Here is a 26,575-nt window from a genome sequence, read left to right as displayed (position 1 = left end):
CTGGCTGTGCTGGGGGTCACAGTAGAAGGACTTCGGTTGCTGTCACGCGTTCGGCGACCCACCCGAAAACTATCTGTGGAAGGACCTGCCCATGGCCAACGAGGCCACTTCGACCGCTGGTTCGTCTCGTGCGAACCCGCCGGTCTCGTCTCCCGCAGCCACCCGCCGCGCCGTCTACAACACACTGCGTGGGTCGTCGGGCAACCTCGTCGAGTGGTACGACGTGTACGTCTACACCGTCTTCGCGACGTATTTCGAAAATCAGTTCTTCGATTCGGCGGACAAGAATTCGACCATCTACGTTTACGGGATCTTCGCGGTCACGTTCCTGATGCGTCCGGTCGGTTCGTGGTTCTTCGGACGCTACGCAGACCGGAACGGTCGCCGAGCTGCACTGACATTCAGTGTCTCGCTCATGGCGGCCTGCTCGATGGTCATCGCGTTCACCCCCGGCCGGGAGAGCATCGGTGTGTGGGCCGCGGTCATTCTGATTCTGTGCCGTCTGGTGCAGGGCTTCGCCACCGGTGGTGAGTACGGAGCGTCGGCGACATACATGTCCGAGGCCGCCACTCGTGAGCGTCGCGGATTCTTCTCCTCGTTCCAGTACGTCACGCTGATCGGTGGCCACGTTCTGGCGCAGGTCACGCTGCTGCTCATGCAGGTCTTCTTCGAGCGGGAGCAGATCGAGGACTTCGGTTGGCGCATAGCGTTCTTCATCGGTGGCGTCGCCGCAGTGGTTGTCTTCTGGCTGCGCCGCAGCATGGACGAGTCCCTGACGAAGGATCAGCTCGAGGCAGTTCGTAGCGGTGCCGATCAGGCGTCCGGATCTCTCAGGGAATTGGTCGGAAAGCATTGGCGCGCTCTGCTGATCTGTTTCATGGTGACCGCCGGTGGCACCATCGCGTTCTACACCTACAGCGTCAACGCACCCTCGATGATCAAGGCAGCGTACGAGGACCGCGGAATGACCGGGACCTGGATCAACCTGTTCGGGCTGATCTTCCTGATGTTGCTGCAGCCCATCGGCGGCTTGATCAGCGACAAGGTGGGACGCAAGCCTCTGCTGGTCTTCTTCGGCGTCGGTGGCGTGCTCTACACCTACGTGCTCATCACGTATCTGCCGTCGGCGACGTCGGTGGTGCAGTCACTGGCGCTGGTCTGCGTCGGCTACGTCATCCTCACCGGCTACACCTCGATCAACGCGATCGTCAAAGCCGAATTGTTCCCCTCACACATCCGCGCCTTGGGAGTCGGCCTCGGTTACGCGCTGGCGAACTCCGCGTTCGGTGGTACCGCTCCGTTGATCTACCAGGCCGCGAAGAACGGTGGGCACGTCGGGTGGTTCATTCTGTACGTGACCGTCGTCATCGGCATCTCGCTCCTGGTGTACATCTTCGTGCTGCGGAACAAGACCGAGACCGTCCTCGACAGGGAGCAGGGCAAGGCTTTCGCGTGACCTGTGACGACTTACAGTGAGTGACATGCTCCGGCCCGCTGCGTTGTTCTCTCGAAGAACAGCTCTGCGGGCCGGTGTCGTGTCGCTGACCGCGGTGGCCATGGGAGCTTGCGCCACGGACCCGCCGATGCAACTGCGCCTGGCGGCGGGCGAGGTGGGCGGCTTCTTCTGGGAGTTCTCCGGCCTGCTGTCCGACGCGGCTGCCGGACTGTCGGAGGTCGAGGTAGTGCCGCTCACGACATCCGGTTCTCTCGACAACCTCGACGCGTTGATCTCCGGTCGTGCCGAACTGGCGATGACGCTGATCGACGCCGCATACAGTCACCCGAGTACCGACCTGGCCGCGGTCGGATGTGTCTACGAGAACTACTTTCAGGTCGCTGTGCGGGCCGATTCGACCATCGTGGCCGCGCGTGATCTGCGGGGCCGACGAGTGAGTACCGGCGCGCCCGGATCGGGGGCGACGGTTCTCTCGCATCGGATCCTGGACGCGGCCGGCGTCTCGGGACCGGATGCAGTTCGTGAAGTTCAATTGTCGATGAAGGCGGCTGCGACCGCGTTGTCCGACAACGAGATCGACGCGGTGATGTGGGCGGGTGGATTGCCGACCCCAGCTTTCGCCGAGCCGCGCAACGAGATCCGGTTGCTCGAACTGGGCAGTCTCGTTCCGAACCTGCGTCGGGCGTTCGGCACCGCGTACGAGGCGGTCCCGGTTCCGCCGAACGTGTACGGCTCGCACCCGGAGGTGACGACCGTCGGAATTCCGAATCTGCTGTTGGCCCACCCCGATGTGCCGAACCGAGTTGTCGCAGCCCTGGTGAGCGTTCTGCTCGACCGATCGTCGGCCCTGGTCCCCGGGCAAGCGATCGGCAGCCAATTTCTCGACGCACGCTCACTGGTCATGACGGGCGGTATTCCTCTGCACCCCGGGGCCGAAGAGGAATACCGCGCTCGCCACGGTTGATCGGACGAGAGCGGTTTGTACCTCGGTGGCTACGGTCATCCCCAGTGCATGACCGACCAGTTTTCGTTCGACCGAGTGGTACACGGGTGAACGCCGTCGGAGCAGCGCTGTACGGCCTCGGCACGGCCCTGCCGTTGGTGATCGGGGCCGCTGTCGGCCTGCGCTGGTCACTGCCGAAACGAGTGCTCGCGGCCATGATGGCGTTCGGCGCGGGCACGATGATCGCGGCTGTGTCCTCGGAATTGTTCGAGCCCGCATTCACCCAGTCCGGCATCGTCGTCGCCGGTGCTGCGCTGTTCGCGGGTGCCGGGGTGTACGTGGTCGCCAACCACCTCATCGAGAACAAGCTGGGACCGGCGGCTATCGGGTGGGCGCTGATGCTCGGAACCGTGCTCGACGGCGTTCCGGAGAACACCGCGTTGGGTGTGTCACTGACCAGTGGCGGTGGCCTCGTGCTCCTCGTCGCCGTCGCCGTCGGCAATGTTCCCGAGGCTGTCGGCGGTGCCGCTCTGATGCGAGATCAACACAACTTCGGCCGAGCCCGCGCCCTCGGGTTATGGAGTGTGACTGCGGTTGTCCTGGTACTGGTGACCGTGGCAGGGTTCCTGCTCTCGGACGTCATCCCTGCTACCGGGATATCGGCAGTGCAGGCATTCGCCGGCGGTGCGACCTTGGCGGTGCTGGCCGATTCGTTGATGCCCGAGGCGTACCGAGACGGCGGCTGGTGGGTCGGAATGGCCACCGCCGCGGGTTTTCTCGTCGCTTTCGGTCTGGGCTGACCGCCGCGGCCGTAGCCGCGGCGGCCCGGACTCACAACCTCGCTGCGAGCCGGTGGTACGCCGCATTCCATCGGAGAGTCTGCTGGAACCCACGCGTCGTGGTGCCGGAATCGATGGCGAGCAGCTCGACACCGATCATGTCCGAGAATGCCTCCAGCACAGGCAGACCGATGGCGGTACTCAACACAGTGTGGTGGGGTGCGCCTGCGGTCAACCACGATTCGGCCGACACCGACAGTGAGGGCTGCGGTTCCCACACTGCGCATGCCACGGGTAGTTTCGGCAGCGCCTCGTCGGGCTCGACCACGTCGATCACGTTGGCCGTCAATCGGAATCGCTCACCGACGTCGGACAGTCCGACGACGACGCCATGCCCCGGATCGGCGGTGAATCGCAGCCGCACCGGATCCTCGCGGCCGCCGATCGAGAGTGGATGAATTTCCAGTGTCGGACGAGACGTCGTGATGGACGGGCACACCTCCAGCATGTGTGCACCGAGGATCTTCTCCTCACCGGGGACGAGGTGGTAGGTGTAGTCCTCCATGAAGGACGTACCGCCCTCCAGTCCCTCGGCCATGACCTTCATGCCGCGCAACAACATCGACGTCTTCCAGTCGCCCTCGCCGCCGAAGCCGTAACCGTCGGCCATCAGTCGCTGCACCGCCAATCCCGGCAACTGACGCAGCCCGCCGAGGTCCTCGAAGTTGGTGGTGAACGCCTTGAACCCGCCGTCGGTGAGGAACTGCCGCATTCCCGCTTCGACGCGTGCGCCGTAGCGGAGGGAGTCGTGACGATCCCCGTCCTTGTCGAGGCTCGGTGCGATGTCGTAGAGCGACCGATACTCGTCGACGAGTTCCGAGACGGCCGACTCGCTGACGCTGTCGACCACGTCCACGAGATCGTTGACGCCGTAGGTGTTCACGGAGACGCCGAACCGCAGCTGCGCTTCCACCTTGTCGCCCTCGGTGACCGCGACGTCGCGCATGTTGTCGCCGAAGCGGGCCAGTTTCAGCGAACGCAATTCTGCCCGGCCGAGTGCCGCGCGCGCCCACTGCTCCGCCCGCGTCCGTACCGACGGATTGTCGACGTGGCCCGCGATGGTGGTGCGCAGTACGCCGACCCTGGACTCGATGTGCCCGAACTCGCGATCACCGTGCGCAGCCTGGTTCAGATTCATGAACTCCATGTCGATCGTGGACCAGGGCAACGACATTCCGGCCTGCGTGTGCAGGTGCAGCAGTGGAACATCGAGCGCGTCCAGGCCTGCGATCCACATCTTGGCCGGCGAGAAAGTGTGCATCCAGGTGACGACGCCGATGCAGTCCTCGGCGGCGTTGGCCTCGCGCATGCACCGCAGGATCGCGGACGCGTCGAGCAGCACCGGCTTCCAGACGACGGATACCGGCAGTGCGCCGTCGAGTTTGTCTGCGATCTCCCGTGATTGGACTGCCACCTGCTCGAGCGTCTCGGGGCCGTAGAGGCCTTGGCTGCCGGTGAGAAACCATACTTCGGACATGGAGAATGTACCTTCCGTGGAAAAATGTGGCGCTGATCAGCGCTGGCCGTAGACGTTCTGGTAGCGGTCGTAGAGTGCGTCGACCGACGCGCGGGGGATGGGAAGTGGTTGTCCCAGTTGATACGACAGGTGCACCGATCGGGCCACGTCCTCGCACATGACCGCCGCTTTCACCGCAGATCGGGCCGACGGGCCCACCGCGAAGACGCCGTGGTTCTGCATGAGTATTGCCGGAGAGCGGCTGTCTGCGAGGGTGTCGACGATGCCGCGCCCGATCGAGTCGTCGCCGATCACGGCGAACGGACCCACCGGGATGTCGCCGCCGAATTCGTCGGCGCACATCGTGGTCACGACCGGAATGGGTTCTCCGCGCGCGGCCCACGCCACCGCGTAGGGCGAATGAGTGTGCACCACACCGTTGATGTGGTCGAGGTGCCGATAGACGTAGGCCTGCGCCTCGGTGTCCGAGGACGGCGCGTGGTCTCCTTCGACCACTCGACCGTGCAGATCGCACACCACCATGTTGCCCGGTGTCAGGTCGTCGTAGGAGACGCCGCTCGGCTTGATGACCATGAGGTCTCGACCGGGAACGCGCGCGGACACGTTGCCCGCCGTCCACACGACCAACCCGTAGCGCACCAATTCCGCGTGCAGTGCGGACACGTCCTTGCGAATCTCCTCGACGATCTCGCGAACATCGTCGACAACTGTCATTTCGCTTCCAGCTTCCTCGTCAGGGCTGCGCGACGCAGTGATCGCAGCCGGCGCATGGTCGGTACGTCCCGACCGAAGCGATCGTGCAGTTCCAGGTAGATCTCGTACAGCGAGTCGTATGCCTTCGACCGGGACTCGTCCGGAATAAATGCACCGCGGCGAACCTTGCCCATCGATTTCGACGCCACCGGCACGTCCGGGTAGCAGCCTGCGGCCACTGCCGCGTGGATGGCGGAGCCCAATGCGGGGCCCTGTGCGGACGCGATGACGGACAACGGCATTCGTAGCACGTCGGCGTAGATCTGCATCAGCAGTGGGTTGCGGGCCAGCCCTCCCGCGACGACGAATTCTTCGACGGGCACGCCGCTGTCGCGGAACGTCTCGACGATGACGCGGGTGCCGAATGCCGTGGCCTCGAGCAGTGCGCGGTAGGTGTCCTCGGGCCGCGTCGCAAGCGTCGATCCGATGACCAGGCCGGACAGTTCGTGATCGACCAGGATCGACCGATTGCCGCTGTGCCAGTCGAGCGCGACCAGACCGTGCTCGCCCACCTGTTGGGCCGACGCGAGCCGCGTCAGGTATTCGTGCACGGACTCGCCTGCGGCAGTTGCCGCTTCACTGTAGGACGCGGGAACTCCGGTGCGGGTGAACCACCCGAAGATGTCGCCGACCCCACTCTGGCCGGCCTCGTACCCGTACGACCCCGCGACGATGCCGCCGTCGACGACGCCGCACATACCCGGAACGTCGTTCAACACGGTCGAACTCATGACGTGGCAGGTGGATGTTCCCATGATGGCGACCATGCGGCCCGATTCGACGGCACCCGCAGCCGGGGCCGTGACGTGCGCATCCACGTTTCCGACCGCGACGGCGATCCCCTCGGGCAATCCCGTCCAAGCCGCGGCCTCGGCGGTCAACGTGCCTGCACGCGAGCCCAATTCGCCCAGCGGCTGGTCGAGTTTCTCTGCCACGAACCCACCGAACCCGGGCGCGAGCTCGGTCAGGAAATCGACGGAAGGGTACTTGCCGTCCTGATAGATGCCCTTGTATCCCGCGGTGCAGGCATTACGCACGTAGTTTCCGCACAGTTGCCAGACGATCCAGTCGGCCGCCTCGACCCACCGGTCCATGGCCTCGTAGATCTCGGCGTCCTCCTCGTGAATCTGCAGCGCCTTGGCGAATTCCCATTCCGAGGAGATCAAGCCGCCGTAGCGGGGGAGCCAGCTCTCTCCGCGACGGGCGGCCAGTTCGTTGATCCGGTCGGCCTGTCCCTGCGCCGCATGGTGTTTCCACAGTTTGACGTAGGCGTGTGGGCGATCGACGAACCGCGGGTCTTCGCTGAGCGGCGTACCGTCCGCGTAGGTCGGCACCATGGTGCATGCGGTGAAGTCGGTCCCGATGCCCACCACCTGCTCCGGCGCGATGCCCGCGGCGGCCATCGCAGCGGGGACGGCGCGGCGTAGGACGTCGCGATAGTCGTCCGGCACCTGCAGAGCCCACGCGTCGGGTAGTCGTACGGTACTGCCGGGCAGGGTTTCCTCGAGTACGGCGTGACTGTATTCGTGTACGGCAGATGCAATTTCGGCACCATCGGACACACGGACGACTACGGCACGGCCGGAGAGAGTGCCGTAGTCCACTCCTACCGTGTAGCGGTCATTGGACATGCGATTCTCCTTGTTGCGGTGCAACGGTTGTGGTCGGTTTCGGTGCAGTGGTGCTGGACGATCGAACGACGAGTTCAGGATCGATGGACGCCTCGGGCGCGGCAGTGTTGTCCAGTGCCGCGCGCAGGACGTCGATCGCGCGTCTGCCGACTTCGGTGAAGTCCTGGCGGACCGTCGTCAGTGGTGGAACCAGGAAAGCAGCCTCGGGGATGTCGTCGAATCCGACGACGGCGAAGTCCTCGGGCACACGGCGGCCGCTCTCGTGGAAGGCGCGCAGCAAGCCGAGGGCCATCTGGTCGTTGGCGCAGAACGCGGCCGTGACGGTGTGGTCCTCGGCGAGGCGGAGCCCGTTCTCGTAGCCGCTGCGTGCGGACCAGTCGCCGCGGAGGACCGGTGTCCACGCCAGCCCGGCCTCGTCGAGCGCATCCTGCCACCCTTGTTCACGGCCGCGGGATTCGGTCCATCCCTGCGGTCCGGACAGATGCACGATGCGTTCGTGACCTGCCTCGATCAGGTGTCGGGTGGCCAATCGAGCGCCGCCGACCTGATCGATGCCCACGGTCCAGGTCGAGGTGGTGGGGTCACCTTCGACGACCACGACGGGAACGACGGACTCCTCGGATCGAGCCGCTGCCACAGCGTCGTCGGTGGCGGCGATCAACACGATGCCCTCGACGCCCTGGTCGTGCAGGTGATGCAGTGCGCCGACGAGTTCGTCGTGTGTCAGCGTTGCGAGACTGACTGCGCTGACGGAGAATCCGGCATCACGTGCCGCGCTCTGCACGGTGCGATGCGTGGTGCTCGGCCCCCAGAACCCGCCTTTGGAGCCGATGATTCCGATCGACGCGGAGCGTTTGGTGACCAGTGCCCTGGCTGCACGATTGGGACGATAGCCCAGTTGGTCGATGGCATTCTGTACCCGGTCGCGGGTTTCGGGGCGTAAGTTGTTCTGACCGTTGATGACCCGCGAGACCGTCTGATGGGATACCCCGGCCAATCGGGCGACGTCGGTCATGACCGGTGCCTTACCGTCGATCCCTGTGTTGGTCACCTCTTTCTCGCCGTCAGCAGACGTTGGGCGAGAACGAACACCAGGAGCAGCACTCCGATCGTGATTCGCGTCCACCACGAGCTCAGGGTTCCGTCGAATGCGATGAAAGTCTGTATGGCACCGAGGATCAGGACTCCCACCAGCGAGCCGAGGACATACCCGCGCCCACCGGTGAGCAGCGTTCCGCCGATCACCACCGCGGCGATGGCGTCGAGCTCCATACCGACGGCGTTGAGGCTGTAGCCCGACAGTGCGTAGAAGGAGAACAGCAGGCCGGCGAGCGCTGCGCAGAATCCGCTGATCGTATACACACCGACTTTGACGGCCGCCACCTTCAGGCCCATCAGCAGCGCGGACGCTTCGTTGCCACCGATTCCGTAGACCGAACGTCCGAAACGAGTGCAGGCCAACACGTATGCAGCAATCGCCACCGTGGCCAGCGCGATCACCACGCTCCAGGTGATGGTGTAGCCGCCGGGTAGTTCGATGACGGCGAATGCGATGGACGAGAACGTGTCGTCGGTGATCGGGATCGACTCGACACCGATCATGTAGCACAGGCCCCGGGCGAGGAACATCCCCGCGAGTGTGGCGACGAACGGCTGAATCTGCAGATAGTGGATGAGGGCACCCATGACGGTGCCGAGCACGGCACCGCACAGCAACACCACGGCCATGACCAGCAGCGGTGGCCAGCCCAATTGCAGTGTGCGCGCGGCGATCATCGTCGAGAGTGCGACGACGGACCCGACGGAGAGATCGATTCCGCCGGTGAGGATGACGAAGGTCATCCCTACCGCGAGGACGATGAGGAACGAGTTGTCGATCAGCAGTGACAGGAACACCTGTGGATCGGCGAAGCCGCTGTAGCGGAATTCGCCGAGTCCGAACAGACCGACGAACAGCGCGAACGTGGCGATGACCGGCAGAAACCGAGACGGTGGGGAGTACCGCTTCACGCGGTCCCAGGTCGAGGGCGCGGGGCCCGGTGCTGCCGCGGTAGTCGTGGGGGGAGCAGTCATGAGGTCGCTCACGGTCGTACCGCCTTGGTGGAGTCGGTGCGGAACCACGTCCGCAGTGATGCGCGGGCTCGTGGTGATTGCAACAGGCAGACCACGATGATGACGACCGCTTTGAACAGGTAGTTGGCCTCGGAGGGGATACCGACATTGGTGATGGTGCGCGTGAGTGTGCCGATGAGCAGGGCACCGACGACGGTGCCGGCGATGGAGAATCGACCACCGGTCAGAGCAGTGCCGCCGATGACGACAGCGAGGATGGCGTCGAGCTCGATCCACTGGCCCAGACTGTTCGCGTTCACCGAGTTGGTGTTCGCAGCGATGATCAGACCGGCCATTCCCGAGCACACCGCGGCGAACACGTAGACCGTCCAGACGATCGTCCGCGACTGGACGCCTGCCAGTCTGCTTGCCTCCGGGTTGATTCCGACGGCTTCGACGAGCATCCCCAGTGCGGTCCGCCGGGTCAACAGTGCGGTTGCTGCCACGACCACGAGGGCGATGATCAGTGCCAGTGGAAGTCCGAGAAGCGTGCCCGACGCGAGCGTGCTGAAGGCCGGGTTGTTGACTGTCGTGATGTTTCCGTCGGTGATCAACATGGCCAGGCCACGTCCGGCGACCATCAGAATGAGCGTCGCGATGATGGGTTGAATCCCGAAGACCGACACCAGAAGGCCGTTCCACAGACCCAGCAGCAGACATGCTCCCAGTGCCCAGACGACAGCCATGATCATCGTCGTGGTGGCACCCTCGTCCGGTGCCGCGACAATGCGAGTACACGCAACGGCGGCAGCGATGACTGCCACTGCGCCCACGGAGAGGTCGATGCCGCGGGTTGCCACCACCAGCGTCATGCCGACGGCCACCAGAATGAGCGGCGCGGAGTTGCGTGCGATATCGACGATATTTCCGAACAGGCCACCGTTCTCGATTCGAATGTCGAGGAAATCCGGTGTCACAACGACATTGACGACGATCAGAGCTATCAGAGCCAGCAGCGGCCAGACGACCGGCTGGGCGAGGGCGGCACGTGCGCGAGCGGGCGCGCCGGCCGATGGTTCGAGGGTTTCGGTCATGATGCGACATTCCTGTCGGTGGTCGAAGTGGCGGCCGCGACGGGTTCGTCGGTGCGCACCCCGGCTGCGATGGTGGCGAGCACGTCGCCGACCGACACACCGTCGTTGATACGTTCGTCGATCTTGCGGTGATCTCGCATGACCACGATGCGGTCACTGAGGCGCAGGATCTCTTCGAGCTCGGCGGAGATGAACACCACCGACATTCCGCGCGCGGCCAGATCGGCCACCAGGGTTTGGATCTGTGCTTTGGCACCGATGTCGATTCCGCGTGTCGGTTCGTCCAGAATCAGAAGTTCGGGTTCGGTGATGAGCCAGCGGGCGAGGAGCACTTTCTGTTGGTTGCCGCCGGACAGATTGCGCATCAACGCGTTCGGATCGGCGGGCCTGATGTCGAGTGCAGAGATGTACTCCTTGACGAGCTTGGTGCGGGTGGCACGGGGGATGGGACGAAGCCATCCACGCTTGGCCTGCAGAGCGAGCAGCATGTTGTCGGCCACCGTCAGATCGGCCACCACACCGTCGGCCTTGCGATCCTCGCTGGTGAGGGCGATGCGCTGATCGGCGGCCTGGCGTGGACTGCGAATGCGGTGCTTGGTCGCATGCACTTCGATCGACCCCGAGTCCGATCGATCGGCTCCACCGAGCAGGCGAGCAAGCTCGGTACGGCCGGACCCGAGCAGACCGGCGATGCCGACGACCTGTCCCGCATGAAGACGCAGATCGGTTGCTTCCAGTGCACCCTTGCGTCCGATGCCCAACACTTCCACGACGGGCGTCTGTTCGTCGGAAACCATCACCGGCTCGCGGCTGTCGAGTTCGCGCAAGGTGTCCAGTTCCCGACCGATCATCAACTCGACCAACTCGAACTGCGGAGTGTCGGCGACCAGGCGCTCGGAGACGAGCTTTCCGTTGCGCAGGATCGTCATTCGGTCGGAGATCCGATAGATCTGGTCGAGGAAGTGCGACACGAAGACGATCGAGGTTCCGTCTTCCCTCAGCCGTTCGATGACGGAGTACAGGGTTTCGACCTCGTCCTTGTCCAGGCTCGAGGTCGGCTCGTCCAGGATGAGGACGCGGGCGTCGACATCGACTGCGCGGGCGATGGCGACGAGCTGTTGCACGGCGATCGGATGGTCCCCGAGGACCGACGACGGCTCGATGTCGAGGCCCAGCCGGTCGAGAGTCGTTCTGGCACGGCGGTTCATCGCTCGCGTGTCGATACCGCCGATGGCCCCCAACAGTTTTCCGGGTAGGCGTCGGGGCTCGCGGCCCAGGAGCATGTTCTCTGCGACAGTCAGATTCGGAAGAAGGTTCACTTCCTGGTAGACGGTGCTGATACCTGCAGCCTGGGCCGCGCTCGGCGTCCCGAACTCGTGTTCGGTTCCGTCGATCGTGACCGTTCCGCTGTCGATCGAGTAGACCCCGGTCAGTGCCTTGATCAACGTCGACTTACCGGCACCGTTCTCACCCATCAGCGAATGCACCTCGCCGGGGAAGAGCCGCAACGACACCCCGTCGAGGGCTCGGACGGCACCGAAGGTGATCGAGATGTCTTTCATCTCCACGAGCGGAGTCGGCTCTGTGCTGGAGATCGGCTCCGCGGTGGGAACGGTGTCGGTATGCATGCGTCGACTCTCAGTACTGGCGGTCGGCGAGTACTGCTGCCGCCTGGTCGGGCGTGAAGGTGGTCTCCTCGGTGACGACCCTCTTGGGAACGTCCTCGCCCTTGACGATCTTGTCCGTGAGCTCCATCAGCTGCGGCCCGAGAAGTGGGTTGCACTCGACGATGAAGTCGATCTTCTTGTCCGCCAGTGCTTGCATTCCGTCCTTGACGGCGTCGACGGTGATGATCTTGATGTCTTTTCCGGGTACCAGCCCGGCTGCTTCGATGGCTTGGATTGCGCCCAGGCCCATGTCGTCGTTCTGGGCGAAGACGACGTCGATCTGGCCCCGATTGGAGTTGAGGAACGACTCCATCACCTGCTTGCCGCCGTCACGAGTGAAATCGCCGGTCTGCGACGCGGTGATCGCGATGTTCGACTGGCCGCCGATGGCGTCGCGGAATCCCTCGGCCCGGTCGATGGCGGGAGCGGCTCCGGTGGTTCCCTGCAGCTCGACCACGTTGATCTTGCCGTCGCCGGTGGTGTCCGCAGTGGCGCTGTTCTGGACCAGCCAATCGCCTGCCTTCTTGCCCTCCTCGACGAAATCGGAGCCGAGGAACGTGGCATACAGCGAATCGTCGGTGGTGTCGACGGAGCGGTCGGTGAGGATCACCGGGATGTTCGCGCGCTTGGCTTCCTGGAGGACCGGCTCCCATCCCGTCTCGACGACGGGGCTGAAAGCGATGACGTCGACCTTCTGCTGGATGTACGTGCGAATCGCCTTGATCTGGTTTTCCTGCTTCTGCTGCGCGTCGGAGAACTTCAACTCCATGCCGGCTGCGCTGGCCGCGTCCTGGATGGAGGTGGTGTTGGCCGTGCGCCATCCGCTCTCGGCACCGACCTGGGAAAAGCCCAGCACCGTTGCGCCGTCACCGCCGCCGGACGCGTCGCCGCCGCCTCCGCTACTGCACGCACTCAGGACGATCGCACCACTCAGAATGAGCGCGCTCGCCGCAAAAATTGTCTTCGACGCCATGGTGATCTCCTCAATGTCGCCACTCCACTGTGACGTGTGCAACACAGTGTGAGCGTTAACATCGGGCCGCGTCAAGACTTGAAACGTTTGAATTCCAAAATTTTGTGAGCGCTCACTCAAGCGCGAAGTGCAGAAAATCTCCACTCGATCACGGACCGGTACGTCTGGCCCGGTCGCAGCACCGCAGAGGGAAAGTTCGGGTGATTCGGTGAATCAGGGAACAGCTGGGGTTCGAGCGCGATGCCGTCGCCTTGGCGCAGCATCGAGCCGCGTCGAGACACGTCGCTGCCGTCCAGGAAGTTGCCTGTGTAGACCTGCACTCCGGGCTGATCGGTCCACAGTTCCAGTGTCGTTCGACTGCGCTCGGAGCTCAGGATCGCCGCACGCCGAAGCCCCGTACCGTCGACGACGAAGTTGTGGTCGACACCCCGGGCGGTCAGCAACTGCGGATGAGCTGCTCGGGCCAGGTCTCCGACTCGTCCCGGCGTGCGCAGATCCAGCGCGGTGCCATCGACGGATTCGATGGCACCGGTCGGGATTCCCTCGGTGTCGACCGGGGTGTACGTCGAGGCGAACACCTGCAGGGTGTGATCGTCGATGCCATGGCCATCGAGATCGAAATACGCGTGCGAGGTCAAGTTCACCACCGTCGGCGCGGTGGTCGTCGCCGTCGACTCCAACCGCACACGATCGGTCGTGACGGAGAACTGGGCCCGCGCACGGACTTCACCCGGGTAGCCCTGATCACCGTCGGGGCTGATCAACTCGAACTCGACCGAATCCGGTGATCGCCCGATCACCGTCCAGGGTCGTGAGTCGAAGCCGTCGGTTCCGCCGTGCAGGTGGTTGGTGCCGTCGTTGATCGTCAGTTGCACCGCCTGCCCATCGATCTCGAACCGGCCGTCCTTGATCCGGTTCGCGTACCGGCCGACGGTAGAGCCGAAATAGGCAGTGGACGAACGAAGCTCACGCTCGCCCGCCACGCCGACGAGAACGTCGCGGCGCTCGCCGTCTCCTCCGGTCACCGACATTCGTTGCAGGGTCGCGCCGTAGGGGAGTACCTCCACCTCCACCCCGGGCGAACGTCCGATGGTGATGGTCTCGTTGTGATCGTCGTCGGTGGGCACCGGTCGACGATAGCTCCGGGGAGTGAGATCGGTCCCCGGATTGCTTCGTGCGGCGGGCGACGCACCGTGTATTCGTAGGTGCGCATACTATGGTGTGATGCAGGCCACATCACTGCGCGTTGATCGTCTCGATGAGATGAAAAGAGCTATTGCGCAGGCGATCTCGGTCTGTCGAACGCAGCCGGACACCGTCGAACAGGAGAAATCGTGGCAGACAACAGAGCAGTGACGTACGCCGGACCAGGAAAGGTAGAGGTTCAGGACATCGCTTTTCCGGGCCTGGAATTGACCGATGGCCCCGGCGTGAATCCGGCCAATGTCGGCCGCAAATGCGAACACGGCGTGATCCTGAAGGTCGTCTCGACCAACATCTGCGGCAGCGACCAGCACATGGTCCGTGGACGCACGACGGCACCCGAGGGTCTGGTGTTGGGCCACGAGATCACCGGCGAGATCGTCGAGGTCGGACGAGACGTCGAATTCTTGAAGGTCGGCGACATCTGCTCGGTACCGTTCAACATCGCCTGCGGACGGTGTCGAAACTGCAAGGAGCGCAAGACCGGTATCTGCCTCAACGTCAACCCGGATCGACCCGGTTCTGCGTTCGGTTACGTGGACATGGGCGGATGGGTGGGCGGCCAGGCCGAATACGTCATGGCACCGTACGCGGACTTCAATCTGCTGAAGTTCCCCGACCGGGATCAGGCGATGGAGAAGATCCTGGACTTGACCATGCTCTCCGACATCTTTCCGACCGGATATCACGGCGCGGTCACCGCGGGAGTGAAACCCGGTGCGACGGTGTACATCGCGGGTGCGGGCCCGGTCGGTCTGGCGGCCGCGGTCGGCGCACAATTGCTGGGCGCGTCGGTGGTGATCGTCGGTGACATGAACGCCGACAGGCTGGCGCAGGCACGAACGTTCGGCTGCGAGACCGTCGACGTGGGCAAGGGCGCGCCGCAAGATCAGATCGAACAGATCCTCGGTGTCCCGGAGGTCGACGCTGCGGTGGACGCGGTGGGATTCGAGGCTCGCGGCCACGGCGGAGACTCGTCCCACGAAGCACCGGCCACGGTGCTCAATTCGCTGATGGACATCACCACGGCGGGCGGTGGCATCGGAATTCCCGGGCTCTACGTCACCGGCGATCCGGGCGGCGTGGACGAGGCCGCACAACGTGGCGCGCTCTCGCTCAGCCTCGGCACCGGTTGGGCGAAGTCGCTCTCGTTCGCCACCGGGCAGTGCCCGGTGATGAGCTACCACAGGGAACTGATGAATGCCATTCTCAAAGAACGAGTGTCGATTGCGAAGGCGGTGAACGCAACGGTCATCACTCTCGACGACGCCCCCCGCGGCTACCGTGAATTCGACAGCGGAGTCGCACAGAAATTCGTCATCGACCCGCACGGCATGATCGCCGGCTGACACCGCGGCGAAACTACGGCCGCCCTCGCTCCGATGGATGCGAGGGCGGCCGTTCTCGTGTGCGGTCGAAAGGCGTTGGAGCGCAGGGGGTGACGGACGAGCCCGACAACGCTGAAGGATTTGCGTATATCGCCGATTTCGGAGTCGACATAGCGTCGAGTCGTACCCGTCCGTGATCGTGGTGTTTACCGAGGAGATCGAATGACCGACACAACCATTGCTCAACTCACCGCCCGACTCGAGGTGCTCGAGTCCGAGGCGGACATTCGACGCATCCAAGCTCGCTACATGTTCCTGTGCGACACTCCGTGTCCCGAATTCGGCGTGGACGACGACGCTCGCCGAATCGAGCTGGTGCTGGACCTGTACACCGAGGACGCGGTCTGGGAAGGCGTGGGCGAGTACTACGACGGCCAATTCGGCCGCGCCGAAGGCAAGGATGCCATTCGGGCGCACTTCAACCGCTTCTGGGGTGAAAAGACCGATCCTGCGTTGTTGCTCAACGCCCACTACCTCACCTCGGAACAGATACACGTCGACGGCGATACGGCCGAAGGCCAGTGGATTCACATGCAGCCCTGGCTGTTCTCCGACGGTAGGAGCCTGTTGCGTTCGAGCCGCCTCAACAACGCCTTTCGTAAGGTCGAAGGCCGGTGGCTCATTTCCAGAACTCGCACCGAAAACGTGTTCGTGGCACCGCTACCGAACCATTTCGCCGAAGCGTTCCCCAGCTCGTCGGTGTTGTTGAAGCCCTGATGCATCGAGGTCGAAATGTCAATAGGGATGTGGAGTCGCCCGCCTAGGGGAACCTTTATTCAGGCCCGGTTGCGCTGAAATTCTTCTTGGGATGGTCGACAGTGTTCTCTACAACGCCGCGAGAATCACTCTCCAGTCCGGCGGTCGTCCAACCGAACAGGATCGATACCGATGTCCGAGAAGATAGTTGCATCCGAAGCCGAGTCACCGCCGAAGCGTTCGAGTCTGGGAAGAATTGCATTCGCCAGCGGCGTCGGAACGTCACTGGAATTCTACGATTTCGCTATTTACGGAACCGCTACAGCACTCGTGTTCACCGATACGTTCTTCCGCACGGGTAATGCATGGTTCGGCACATTCATGGGTCTGGCCACATTCGGCATCGGATTCTTGATGGCCCCGCTCGGGGCCGTGCTCTTCGGCTGGGTCGGTGACACCTACGGTCGCCGCCGCGCCCTGCAGTTGACGTTTGTCGGGATGGGCGCGGCCACCCTGATCATCGGCGTGCTCCCCACCTACGCACAGGTAGGCGTCGCGGCCCCGGTCTGTCTGGTTCTACTCAGGCTCGTTCACGGACTGTGCCGTGGTGGTGAGACCGGTGGCGCTGCCGTGCTGGCCATCGAGCATGCCCCGGACGACCGAAGAGCACGCTACGGAGTCTTCACCGCTCTGGGGTCCCCGATCGGCACGATCCTCGCGAACGCGTCGTTTGCATTGGTTCTGCTGTTGCCGGCAGAGACGGTGCAGGAGTGGGCGTGGCGTCTGCCGTTCCTCTTCGGCGGTCTGGTTCTGGTGTTGGGACTGTGGGTTCGCAAGGGCGTTCACGAGAGTCCGGTGTTCCGACAGATGGTGGCCGAGCGCGGGGAAGAGGCCGTGCGGGCCCAGATGCCGTTCAAGACCGTCGTGAAGAGCAGTTGGCGTCGCCTCGTGCTTGCGGCGGGGGTCAACGTCGGGCTGAACTCCACGACCTTCGTGCTCGCGATCTTCATGCTGTCGTACGCCACTGCCGAAGCTCCGGAGGGGCTCGGTCTCCCACGTACCGACATCGTGTACGGCAGTATCGCCGCGTTGGTACTGCACGGCGCGGCGGTGGTGCTTGCATCACTGCTGTCCGATCGGATCGGACGCCGCCCGGTGATGATGGGCGGTGCGCTGGCCACTATCGCGGCGGTGCTCACCATCTTCCACATGGCCCAATGGGGCACCGTCACCTCGGTTGTGCTCGGTTTGATGATCGGGTTCACCGCCACCGGGTTCCTGTTCGGCCCGATGTACACGTACTTCACCGAGCTGTTTCCGAAGGAACAACGCCAGACCGGGATGGGCATCGCGTTCCATGTCGGGGCGGTGCTGGGCGGCGGCATTGCACCCCTGATCGCGAACCGGATCGTCGCATTCACCGGTGATGCCTCGAACATCGGCTACTACCTTGCCGGTGCCTGCATCATCTCACTGACCTGCCTGTGGATTCTGCCCGAGACTGCGCCGGTTCGGTTGGAGCGCAATCGGATTGCGGCAGGCGCGGCTCGTGCGTCCTGAACACGATCACAGTGGCCGGATCCGGCCACCGAAACAGAGGAATGTCATGACGTACGCCGATTCTGTCTACATCAACGGCCGTATCTTCACGATGGACGCCGCTTTCGGTATTGCGTCGTTCGTCGCAGTCACCGGTGATGTCATCACCGCTGTCGGCATCGACGACGACGTTGCGGCGCACATCGGGCCCGACACCGTGGTGATCGATCTCGCGGGCAACACCGTCCTACCGGGAATCAACGACTCTCACCTACACGGGATTGCCTTCGGCTTGGATACTCCGCCGTTGTCCCTGGACGTGACGTACCCGACGGTGCAGTCGATCGCGGATGTCGTCGCAGCTGTGAAGGCAGCCGTCGACGCCGCGCCCGAAGGTGAATGGATCATCGGAACCGGCTGGAACGAAGGATATCTCGATGAGTGCCGCGGGGAGGCAGGGCGATCGCCGACCCGTTGGGATCTCGATGCGGTGTCTGCGCACAACCCGGTGTTCCTACAGGACTTCTCTCGGCACACGTCCTGGGTCAACTCGGCTGCGCTACGGCTCGTGGGCGTCGACGAGAACACCGTTGTTCCCGAGGGCGGCCGCGCGGTGAGGAACGCCGAGGGAGAGCTCACCGGCATATTCATGGAGGGGGCGCAGTCTCTGGTGCAGGCAGGCCTCCCACTTCTCGACGACGCACGACGCGAGAAAGCCGCACGATCGGCAATCGCCTCACTGCAGCGCGAGGGCATCACGAGTTTCACCGATCCCGCCCTGGGGCCCGGCGGAGAATCGCTCGCGGGAGGTGCGATGGGCAGTGGGGGCCTTGCCACGTACGCGAAGCTGGCGGCCGCCGACGAACTCGGAATTCGCGTATCCGTACTGCTGCTACCGTGCGGAATGAGTGGTACGCAGAGGAATTCGGAGAAAACCTGGCTGGTATCGAACCACCGGCCGGCCCGGACTCACATATGTTCCGGGTGCTCGGCGTCAAGGTGTTCGCCGATGGGATACCGCTGAGCAAGACGTCGTGGATGCACGAGGAGTACGTGGGTGGCGGCTGCGGATCGCTCTGTGTCGGTGGTGAAACCGACGAACGCCGTGTCGAAGAAGTGACCGAGATGATTCGACGAGGCCATATCGAGGGCTACCAGGTAGGCGTGCACGTCACCGGTGACCGAGCGATCGACACGGTGGCGGCCGCACTGATCGCAGCACAGCGTGATCACCCGCGACCCGATCCGAGGCACTACTTGATTCACGGCGACTTCATTTCTCGAGAAACGCTGGACAGGTTGGCCGAGGCAGGAATCGGCGTCAACATGAATCCGACGATCAAATGGACCATCGCTGATCTCGAGCCGGAGTTCGTCGGAACCGAGAGGGCAGCATACGAATTCCCCTATCGAAGTGCCGTGGACTCAGGGGTTCGACTGATGAGTAGTTCGGATGCCCCTGTCACGATGCCCAGTTGGCGACAGGGGCTGTCGACGATGATTCTTCGCGAGAGCAAGGCCTCTCGGGCCGTCAGCGGCCCGGACCAGACGATCTCGTTGGAGCAGGCGCTCCGCACCTACACGATCGACGCGGCGTGGCAGGACTTCGCCGAGGACTGGAAGGGATCGATCGAGGTGGGCAAGGTTGCCGACCTGACCGTCATCGAGGGTGATCTCCTCACCGTCGACCCTCATGACATACCCGCAATGGCAGTGCTGCGCACCGTAGTCGGCGGTACCGCTGTGTACGAGCGGGCGCAGCAGTAGCGCGTGCCGGGCATGGTGCGGACCTCGCGCGGAAGCGGGTGATACCGACTGGCCTCCCCCCCGCCGACATTGCGGGGGGGAGTGGGCCGTTCAGCTGCGATCAATACAGCTCGATGACCAACTTGCTCGATTTCGCACGCGAGACGCAGAGCGCGATCTGGTTGCCCGCGGCCTTGTCTGCAGCCGACAGGCAGTTGTCTCGGTGCTCGGGTTCGCCCTCGAGGAGGCCGGACACACACGAGCCGCAAATACCTTCCTCGCATGACTTGAACACCTCGATGCCGTTCTCCTCCAGCACGGAGAGAATCGATCGGTCGGCAGGTATCTCGAAGGACTCACCGGTATCCATTTCGACGGTGAACCCGGTGTCACCAGAGGTGTCGATGTCGGAGGCGACGAAGTGTTCGATATGAACGTTGTTCGGCCCCACCGTCGGTGTGAAGATCGAGACCACAGTCTCCATGAAACCTTCCGGACCGCAGGTGTATACGGCCGAGGAAGCGCTCACGGAGCCGGCCAACCCGTCGAGAACAGCCCTTTGCTGTGTGCGGGAGAGACCGATGTGCAGATGGACACTGTCACGGAATTCGGCCCGATCCTCCAGCAACTCGAGAAACGCGGTGTGCTCCCGACTGTGCGAGAAGTAGTGGAGCTGAAAATCGGAACTGCTGTGGTGCAGTTGATACGCCATGCTCAGCAGGGGAGTGACCCCGATACCGGCCGCGATCAGCACATGGGCGTCGGCGTTCGGTGCCACCCCGAGGATGTTGCGCGGTTCGCTGATCTCGATGACGTCGCCTTCCCGAATCCGGTGCAACGCTTCGGATCCGCCGCGGGACTCCAGCTCGCGTTTGACCGCGATGAGCAACGAATCGGGTTCGGCAGGGGGACCGCACAGGGAGTACTGCCGCAGTACGCCCGTCGGACCTGTCACGTCGATGTGGGCACCGGCCTGATAGGGGCCGAGTGCGCCCCCTCCGTCGCGCACGAGACGAAGGGAACGAATGTTCGGCGTTTCGTCGACGATCTGCGCTACGACAACTTTGACACTGGACACGGCGTCTTCCTAACGCATGTAGATTCCGCCGTTGGCATCCCAACAAGCACCCGTGACCGACGCTGCGGTCGGCGATGCGAGCAGAGACACCATTTCGGCGATGAATGCCGGGTCGCCGAGACGACCGACGGGGATGGTCTGTGCGTAGGACTCGATATTGGCCTCGCCGACGATCTTCCGCACGATGGGGGAATCCTGGGGCCCGGGTGAGACCGCGTTGACGGTCACTCCGGAGGGTGCCAACTCTCGGGCGAAGACTTTCGTCAAAGACATCACCGCGCCCTTGGCCGACGCATAATGCCCACCGGTTGCCGTTCCACCGTTCTGTCCCGCCAAAGATGCCATGTTCACGATGCGGCCGTACCGGTTGCCGGCCATGTAAGCACCGAATATCTGGCAGGCCGTGAAGGTGCCTTTGAACCCGACGGACATGACCGAGTCCAGTTCTTCGGCCGTGATGTCCATCAGCGGACGTGCCTGTGTCTTGGCGGCGTTGTTGACCAATACCTCGACCGATCCGAAGTCGATGATCACTGCGGACAGAAGACGCTCGATCGCAGACCTGTCACCGACATCCACCTGGTAGCTGCGGACCGAGTCGGCAGAGCCGAGTTCGGCTGCCAACGAATTCGCGGACTCCAGGTCGATGTCTGCGACAGCGACTCGGTGACCGGTGGAGTGAAGTTTGCGCACAATGAGCTCGCCGAGCCCGCTCGCGCCGCCGGTGACGACAGCAACAGGCGCGTTCACAGCAGGAATCCGGCTGCGGGAACGGCGTCCTCGCTGTCGACGAGCCGAATCACCTTGAGAGCGATCCGGTCCGCTGCGCCGTCGACTCCCAGTCGGATGCGGTATTCCACGTCGCCGGCCCACAGATCGTGCTTCCCACGTTTGAACGCGACGACGATCTGTGCGGCCCTGAGGTGAACAGTGTCGTCCGCACAGGATTCGACGACGAAACGGGAGACGGTTCGGGTGGTGATCGCAGCGTCGACGGCGGCGATCGCGTACCCCTCGGTCATCCGCACCACCCGCATGTCACGCATCCGAGCGTCGTCGTAGATCATGTTGAGACGATTGTCGAAGTCGTCTCCGGTCGAGCCGATCGGGACGACGTACAGGCCGTCCTCGGAATACAGGCCCTTCCACGTCTCGTATTGCTTGCGATCGAGCAGATCGGCCTCGCGCCAGATCAATTCGATGGCTCGTACCACACGCGTGTCTGCGATCGACAGCGTTTCCACGGCGGTATCAGTCATGGCTCATCATCTCTTTCCACTGTGCGTAGGCGGCGCGCATACCGGTTTCGTCGGTCACGTGCGAGGTGGGCCATCCTTCGGCACTCGGCTTCTCCCGAGCAGCACCACGATTGACGAGAATGGGCATGTCGGGAGCGCCCTGAGCGCCGCGTTGCACGCGATCCCATCCTTCTGCGTCGTCGGGTGTACCGAAACCGAACGGACCCTGGAAGTGTTCGTGCACTCGCAACCGCGCCCTGTTGACCGGATTCACCACCTCGGCCGGCCCGTCGGGACCGATTGCCAGATGCTCGATGGTCGTCGCGTCGACTGCGGTCGGCTCGAGAACACGGAAGAAGGCAGCCGACATCGACACGTTCGGGAAGAGATTGAGGTTGAAGCCGGTGCCGTGCATGGCGCGAACGATTTTACGGATCGCCGGCTCGTCGAGACCCGCAGCGGACAGCTCGGCCACGAGATCGTCGAAACGCGCCTGCAGCGGCTCGGATCCATCGTCGGCATCGAGATCGGAGTGCTCGGGCACCATCTGCATGACGCTGTGACCGTTGCCGAGATCGTGGGTGACGGCTTCCGGGTTGGTCATGAACGACATCATGTCTGCCGTCTCGGCGTCGACCGATGCCATCCAGGATCGATGAACGATGGGGAAATGATAACCGTCCGTGGTGTTCTCGAGCTGGATCTTCCAGTTGCCGTTGAACCGGAATCGGTGCGTACCCAGCACCTTGATGGGGTAGCCACCGCCCTGTTTCATGAATCGATCGATCCACAGCTTGGCGTCGCCGAGAAAGTCTTCGAGGGATTCGATGTCCTGCGCGAACGTCGCGAACACCATTCCGCCGTAGGACTCCGTGCGCAGTTTCCTGAGCGAGAGTTCGCCCTTTTCGATGACGCCCTCGTACCCCTCGGGGTACGGAATGCCGCGCAGCTGCCCGTCGAGGCTGTAGGACCAGGCGTGGTACGGACACGTGAAACCGTTTGCGACGCCGGTCTTCTGCTCACAGATGCTGGCACCACGATGCCGACAGCGGTTGAGCAGTGTGTTGATCTGTCCCTTGCGGTTCTTGGTCACGATGACCGGCTGCAGGCCGACGTGAGTGGATTTGAAGCTGCCCGGCTTCGGGAGCTCCGATTCGTGAGCGACCCAGATCCAGGTGCTCTCGAAGATCTTGGTGATCTCCTCGTCGAACACGTCCGGGTCGGTGTAGATCCGACCCGCGACACGATCGCCCATCACCAGATCGGACGCCGGGGACTTCGGTGTTGTCTCTACGGTGTCGTGCACGGTCATCGATATCTCCAAAGCTCTCACGTTGTCGAGGTTGTCAGTGGTGGCCACCGAACGGCGCAGCTGTGCAACGTCGTTCGGCGGAGCATGAGTACGCGGTGGTTCAGTACGTGCGGGGCGTGAGTGCGCGGCCGATGCGGGCCTCGATCTTCACGTACTTCCACAGCTTCCAGTCGCTGGATCCGACTTCGATCGTCCGCAAGAAATTGCACGCCTGCTTGACGGTGTCGTGGGAGTCGACATCGGCGAGCAAGTAGCACGTCCACGGCCAGGAATCCGAGGGGCCGACCATCGTGGCGTCGTCGTCGATATCGCCGATGAAGTCGACACCCTCGAGACCCTTGATGCCGTCGGACAGGGCGACGAACGCAGTCCAGACGTCTCCGGCTGTCACTCCGGACTCGGGGAGATCGAAGAAGTTCTGGTTGATGCCGATACAGAACAGAACGCGAAGCGGAGTAGTGGTCATGTGTTGTCCTTCGAGGGTCATTTGAAGCCGGGGACGGTGGGCGGTAGGCCCATCAGTACTGCGCCTGCGGCGTCGAGAACGGCCGGGCCCAGGAATGCGTGCTGCTGAGGAACGAGTGCGTCACCGGTCCACTGCTGAAGCGGGTGCGATGCGTAAATGGCTCCGGTGCCCGAGATTTCGACGACTTTCGCTGCAGTCGCCGCCGAAATCTTGGCGAGGTGGGTCGATGCCAGACGGAGGTGAGCATTCTGAGCGTCGGTGGGTTCGAGCCCGTTCAGCACCGCGCTCCACACCTCGTCGGTGACCTCGTAGAAGTACGCTCGCGCAGATCGCAAGGCGGCTTCCGCCTCGGCGACGGCAATGCGGTAGTAGGGCCGGTCTGCGAGCTTGGGGGCTCCGGTGATGCCGGACTTGCCGGCACCGACCTGCACTGCGTAGTCGAGCGCGCTTCTGGCGACGCCTGCACCGACCACTGCGAGAACCTGTGCGGCGTAGGCGATCGTCGGGTAGCGGTAGAGAGGCTCGTCGATGGTCGCCGAGCCGCCGCGAATGAAGGTCCACTCCCGCGCTACTTCGACCTTGTTCACCACGAGGTCGAACGACCCGGTGCCGCGCATACCCACGACATCCCATTCCTGGACGATCTTTACGTCTTTCGGGCGCAGCAACGCCGTTCGGGGTTTTCCGCCGGTCGAGTCGTCACCGGGAATTCCGACGCCCAGAATGTCGGCACCCATCGAACCACTTGCGAATTTCCAACGCCCGTCGACCAGGAATCCCCGGTCGGTCGTCGCCGCCGGCTGTACCGGAAACAGGCCCCCTGCGAACACGACATCCGGTCCCTCGGCGTACAGCTCGGCCTGAGTGTCCACCGGCAACGCGGCGAGGTAGATCAAGGCAGAGCCGAAGCTCGCCACCCACCCGGTCGAACCGTCGACAACGGAGATCTTCTCGATGGTCCGCAGAAAGTCCGCCGGGGCCTGCGGATCGCCGCCGAAGCATCTCGGGGTGGCGGCCCGATAGATGCCGATTTCCTTGAGGCGTGCCACGAAGTCGGGGGAGACGAAACGCTGATCGCGAAACTCCGTCCGCCGCTGAGCCAGTTCGACCAACACGTCGTCGAGAGTGGCCGTGCTTCCGGCGTCGGGTGGAGCGTCCTGAGTAACGGTCATGATCGGTCTCCTTGTGCAAGGTCTCGTGCCTCGTGCCTCGTGGCCTGTTCGTTGGTTCGACCGTAATGCGAGTCACGTGCGGCCAATATCGGTAAAGAGTGCGGTCGACAGGGGGTGCGTCCATCAGTCGTATAGGTAATTTCTTCAGTCCAGGTGTGAGATTCGAACCTTCCGCACATCGTTCGGTTCACCGCGCATACGCTCGTGAAGATGTCCATGGACTCACATGTTCCGGAATTGGTGCCGGCCGATTTCGTCGAGATGATGAATGCCGCGCAGGTATGTGTGCTCGTGCACGACGGGGCGACCAAAAGCATCCTGTGGGCCAATCCCGCCGCCTGCGCGATGCTGGAATTCGATCTCGACGAAATGCGTCCTCTCAAGGCGAACGACATGAGTAGTTCTGCGCAGCAGTACGACCGAGTGGTCGGACGAGCGTGGTTGCACGAGGCCGTCGAATGCGGCAGCAGTCGTATCGAGTGGCACTATCGGTCGAAATCCGGCCGTATCATCCCGACCGACGCCATTGCGACCAGGATCGAATTGCGCCAGGGCCCCGCGGTGATGGTGCAGTTCCGGGACATCGAGAACGAGCAGCGCACCGAACGTGCGTTGAGGTTGACCACCACGTACGTCGACGCACTGTCGAGGAATACGTCCACGATCGCGTTCGTGCTCGACGAGACCGGCGCGATCGGATTCGCGACCGACACCGCGATGGAACACCTGGGTATCGATCCCAGTGTCGAACCCCCGGCAGGCAGGTCCCTCGCCTCGTACGCGTCGTTTCATGTAGCCGGTCGCCGATCCACCTGGAGCGACCTGGCACGGGACGCGAGTCCGGTGGCCTCGGTCCGTCTGGAAGTGCTTGCCGCAGAGGGCAGAACACGGTGGCTGGACGGCAGTGTCGAGCGACTGCAGGAGGACGAGGTCAGCGCCTATCTGATGTTGCTGCACGATGTGTCCGATCGCGTGCGCACCGAGGAGATGCGCGGGCTGGAACTTCAGCGCGAGAACTATCTGGCTCGGTACAACGCCATGGGCGATATGGCCATGGCAATCGCACACGAGTTGGGGCAGCCGCTCGCGGCGGCGGGCAACTTCCTGGCGGGGGTCGAGACCATCCTGACCGGCGACGGTCATCTCGCGTCGCGCGTGGAGTACGGTCTCACATCGGCTCATCGGCAAATCGAAAGGGCAGCAACGATCGTCTCCACACTGAGGACGTTCGTCGGACACCTCGAACAGATCGATCAGACGGTAGATCTCAATACCGTCGTCACCGAATGTCTCTACTTCATTCGCCTCCGCGCGGAACAGAATTCCGTCCGAATCGACTTCGAGCTCGCCGAGGATCCGGTGCGGGTGCGCTGCGAACGCGTACTCACCGGCCAGGTCATCATCAATCTGTGCTTCAACGCGATCGACGAAATGGCCCAGTGCGCGCTCCCGGACCGCACGATCACCCTGTCCACCGGGAACCGCGAGGACGGTGGTGCTTTCACCGTGACAGACCGAGGAAGAGGGCTGCAGCGCAACCCTTTCGAGGAGTCGTTCACCACCAAGCAGTCGGGCAGCGGGATCGGTCTCGCACTCAGTTATCGGATCATCACCAGGCAGCACGGCTCCATCTGGTACACCCCCGGCGCGGAGGGCGGTTCGGTGTTCGGGTTCGTACTCCCGACGGTCGATCGGGACTCGGCTGTTGCGGGCGAGCAGGGCCCACCGGCGTAGGGAAAATCTTCAGGGTCGGCAAGGAACTCTTCATTCCGGTTCGACCGCCCGGCTCGTAGCGTCGACCCATGATCTTCGGTTGCTGAGCAGTGCGCAGCCGGACCTATCCGGGAGAGCG

General features: G+C 63.5%; 24 protein-coding genes. 9 read left to right on the top strand and 15 right to left on the bottom strand.

The annotated features are described in order from the left end of the window. The first annotated feature begins 91 nt into the window (after positions 1-91). The 3 genes from CH262_RS24120 to CH262_RS24110 all read left to right on the top strand — a co-directional run bounded on the left by CH262_RS24120 (position 92) and on the right by CH262_RS24110 (position 3,199). A complete protein-coding gene (locus CH262_RS24120; RefSeq protein WP_094718587.1) occupies positions 92-1,456 on the top strand; it encodes an MFS transporter in 1,365 nt (454 codons plus the stop codon). A gap of 25 nt (positions 1,457-1,481) precedes the next feature. After that, a complete protein-coding gene (locus CH262_RS24115; RefSeq protein ID WP_094718586.1) occupies positions 1,482-2,420 on the top strand; it encodes a TAXI family TRAP transporter solute-binding subunit in 939 nt (312 codons plus the stop codon). Positions 2,421-2,506: 86 nt separating this feature from the next. Continuing rightward, complete coding sequence (locus CH262_RS24110) at positions 2,507-3,199, top strand: ZIP family metal transporter (protein ID WP_094650344.1); 693 nt, start codon at positions 2,507-2,509, stop codon at positions 3,197-3,199. Positions 3,200-3,230: 31 nt separating this feature from the next. Here CH262_RS24110 and araA read toward each other — a convergent pair whose 3' ends face one another. The 9 genes from araA to CH262_RS24065 form a co-directional block, all read right to left on the bottom strand. Continuing rightward, positions 3,231-4,715: an L-arabinose isomerase gene (gene araA / locus CH262_RS24105; RefSeq protein WP_032368850.1), complete on the bottom strand. Its 1,485-nt coding sequence runs from the start codon at positions 4,713-4,715 to the stop codon at positions 3,231-3,233. A gap of 36 nt (positions 4,716-4,751) precedes the next feature. After that, a complete protein-coding gene (locus CH262_RS24100) occupies positions 4,752-5,429 on the bottom strand; it encodes an L-ribulose-5-phosphate 4-epimerase (RefSeq protein WP_094718585.1) in 678 nt (225 codons plus the stop codon). Further along, a complete protein-coding gene (araB, locus tag CH262_RS24095; protein ID WP_032385563.1) occupies positions 5,426-7,099 on the bottom strand; it encodes a ribulokinase in 1,674 nt (557 codons plus the stop codon). Before araB ends, CH262_RS24100 begins: the two co-directional genes overlap by 4 nt. Beyond that, entirely contained in the window at positions 7,089-8,150 is a 1,062-nt protein-coding gene (locus CH262_RS24090) for a LacI family DNA-binding transcriptional regulator (RefSeq protein ID WP_256988957.1), read from the bottom strand. Before CH262_RS24090 ends, araB begins: the two co-directional genes overlap by 11 nt. Next, the gene (yjfF, locus tag CH262_RS24085) at positions 8,147-9,184 is read right to left on the bottom strand and encodes a galactofuranose ABC transporter, permease protein YjfF (protein WP_256988956.1); all 1,038 of its coding nucleotides are present in this window, start codon (positions 9,182-9,184) and stop codon (positions 8,147-8,149) included. The genes CH262_RS24090 and yjfF overlap by 4 nt, the downstream gene beginning before the upstream one ends. Then, a complete protein-coding gene (locus CH262_RS24080) occupies positions 9,181-10,245 on the bottom strand; it encodes an ABC transporter permease (protein ID WP_080729054.1) in 1,065 nt (354 codons plus the stop codon). Before CH262_RS24080 ends, yjfF begins: the two co-directional genes overlap by 4 nt. Beyond that, the gene (locus CH262_RS24075; protein WP_094718584.1) at positions 10,242-11,873 is read right to left on the bottom strand and encodes a sugar ABC transporter ATP-binding protein; all 1,632 of its coding nucleotides are present in this window, start codon (positions 11,871-11,873) and stop codon (positions 10,242-10,244) included. The genes CH262_RS24080 and CH262_RS24075 overlap by 4 nt, the downstream gene beginning before the upstream one ends. A gap of 10 nt (positions 11,874-11,883) precedes the next feature. Beyond that, the gene (locus tag CH262_RS24070; RefSeq protein WP_094718669.1) at positions 11,884-12,885 is read right to left on the bottom strand and encodes an ABC transporter substrate-binding protein; all 1,002 of its coding nucleotides are present in this window, start codon (positions 12,883-12,885) and stop codon (positions 11,884-11,886) included. 116 nt (positions 12,886-13,001) lie between these two features. Then, on the bottom strand, positions 13,002-14,012 hold the full coding sequence (locus CH262_RS24065) for an aldose epimerase family protein (RefSeq protein WP_179275093.1): 1,011 nt from the start codon (positions 14,010-14,012) through the stop codon (positions 13,002-13,004). Positions 14,013-14,219: 207 nt separating this feature from the next. Between CH262_RS24065 and fdhA the strand changes: the two genes are divergently transcribed. From fdhA to CH262_RS28245, 5 genes are all read left to right on the top strand, one after another. Beyond that, positions 14,220-15,437, top strand: coding sequence for a formaldehyde dehydrogenase, glutathione-independent (gene fdhA / locus CH262_RS24060; protein WP_032385562.1), 1,218 nt, complete (start codon positions 14,220-14,222; stop codon positions 15,435-15,437). A gap of 201 nt (positions 15,438-15,638) precedes the next feature. After that, positions 15,639-16,193, top strand: coding sequence for a nuclear transport factor 2 family protein (locus CH262_RS24055; RefSeq protein ID WP_032385561.1), 555 nt, complete (start codon positions 15,639-15,641; stop codon positions 16,191-16,193). A gap of 171 nt (positions 16,194-16,364) precedes the next feature. After that, complete coding sequence (locus CH262_RS24050; RefSeq protein WP_094718582.1) at positions 16,365-17,732, top strand: MFS transporter; 1,368 nt, start codon at positions 16,365-16,367, stop codon at positions 17,730-17,732. Positions 17,733-17,778: 46 nt separating this feature from the next. Next, the gene (locus CH262_RS28250) at positions 17,779-18,735 is read left to right on the top strand and encodes an amidohydrolase (protein ID WP_256988955.1); all 957 of its coding nucleotides are present in this window, start codon (positions 17,779-17,781) and stop codon (positions 18,733-18,735) included. Then, the gene (locus tag CH262_RS28245) at positions 18,687-19,478 is read left to right on the top strand and encodes an amidohydrolase (protein WP_256988954.1); all 792 of its coding nucleotides are present in this window, start codon (positions 18,687-18,689) and stop codon (positions 19,476-19,478) included. The genes CH262_RS28250 and CH262_RS28245 overlap by 49 nt, the downstream gene beginning before the upstream one ends. Positions 19,479-19,578: 100 nt before the next feature. Here the strand turns inward: CH262_RS28245 and CH262_RS24040 are convergent, their stop codons facing one another. From CH262_RS24040 to CH262_RS24015, 6 genes are all read right to left on the bottom strand, one after another. Continuing rightward, complete coding sequence (locus CH262_RS24040; protein WP_094718581.1) at positions 19,579-20,535, bottom strand: PDR/VanB family oxidoreductase; 957 nt, start codon at positions 20,533-20,535, stop codon at positions 19,579-19,581. 9 nt (positions 20,536-20,544) lie between these two features. After that, positions 20,545-21,285 (bottom strand): SDR family NAD(P)-dependent oxidoreductase, encoded by a 741-nt coding sequence (locus CH262_RS24035; protein ID WP_094718580.1) that lies wholly within the window; start codon positions 21,283-21,285, stop codon positions 20,545-20,547. Next, positions 21,282-21,794, bottom strand: coding sequence for an aromatic-ring-hydroxylating dioxygenase subunit beta (locus CH262_RS24030; protein WP_032385556.1), 513 nt, complete (start codon positions 21,792-21,794; stop codon positions 21,282-21,284). Before CH262_RS24030 ends, CH262_RS24035 begins: the two co-directional genes overlap by 4 nt. After that, positions 21,787-23,085, bottom strand: a complete 1,299-nt coding sequence (locus tag CH262_RS24025) for an aromatic ring-hydroxylating oxygenase subunit alpha (RefSeq protein WP_032385767.1) — start codon at positions 23,083-23,085, stop codon at positions 21,787-21,789. The genes CH262_RS24030 and CH262_RS24025 overlap by 8 nt, the downstream gene beginning before the upstream one ends. Positions 23,086-23,185: 100 nt before the next feature. Beyond that, positions 23,186-23,551: a hypothetical protein gene (locus CH262_RS24020; protein WP_032385555.1), complete on the bottom strand. Its 366-nt coding sequence runs from the start codon at positions 23,549-23,551 to the stop codon at positions 23,186-23,188. A 17-nt stretch (positions 23,552-23,568) separates the two neighbouring features. Beyond that, the gene (locus CH262_RS24015) at positions 23,569-24,723 is read right to left on the bottom strand and encodes an acyl-CoA dehydrogenase (protein WP_094718579.1); all 1,155 of its coding nucleotides are present in this window, start codon (positions 24,721-24,723) and stop codon (positions 23,569-23,571) included. 210 nt (positions 24,724-24,933) lie between these two features. Between CH262_RS24015 and CH262_RS24010 the strand changes: the two genes are divergently transcribed. After that, positions 24,934-26,457, top strand: coding sequence for a PAS domain-containing sensor histidine kinase (locus CH262_RS24010; RefSeq protein WP_094718668.1), 1,524 nt, complete (start codon positions 24,934-24,936; stop codon positions 26,455-26,457). Positions 26,458-26,575 lie beyond the last annotated feature (118 nt).

Source organism: Rhodococcus sp. 05-2255-1e, assembly GCF_002259025.1.
In the GTDB taxonomy this organism is placed as follows: domain Bacteria; phylum Actinomycetota; class Actinomycetes; order Mycobacteriales; family Mycobacteriaceae; genus Rhodococcoides; species Rhodococcoides fascians.
This window is presented reverse-complemented; position numbering and strand designations above follow the sequence as displayed.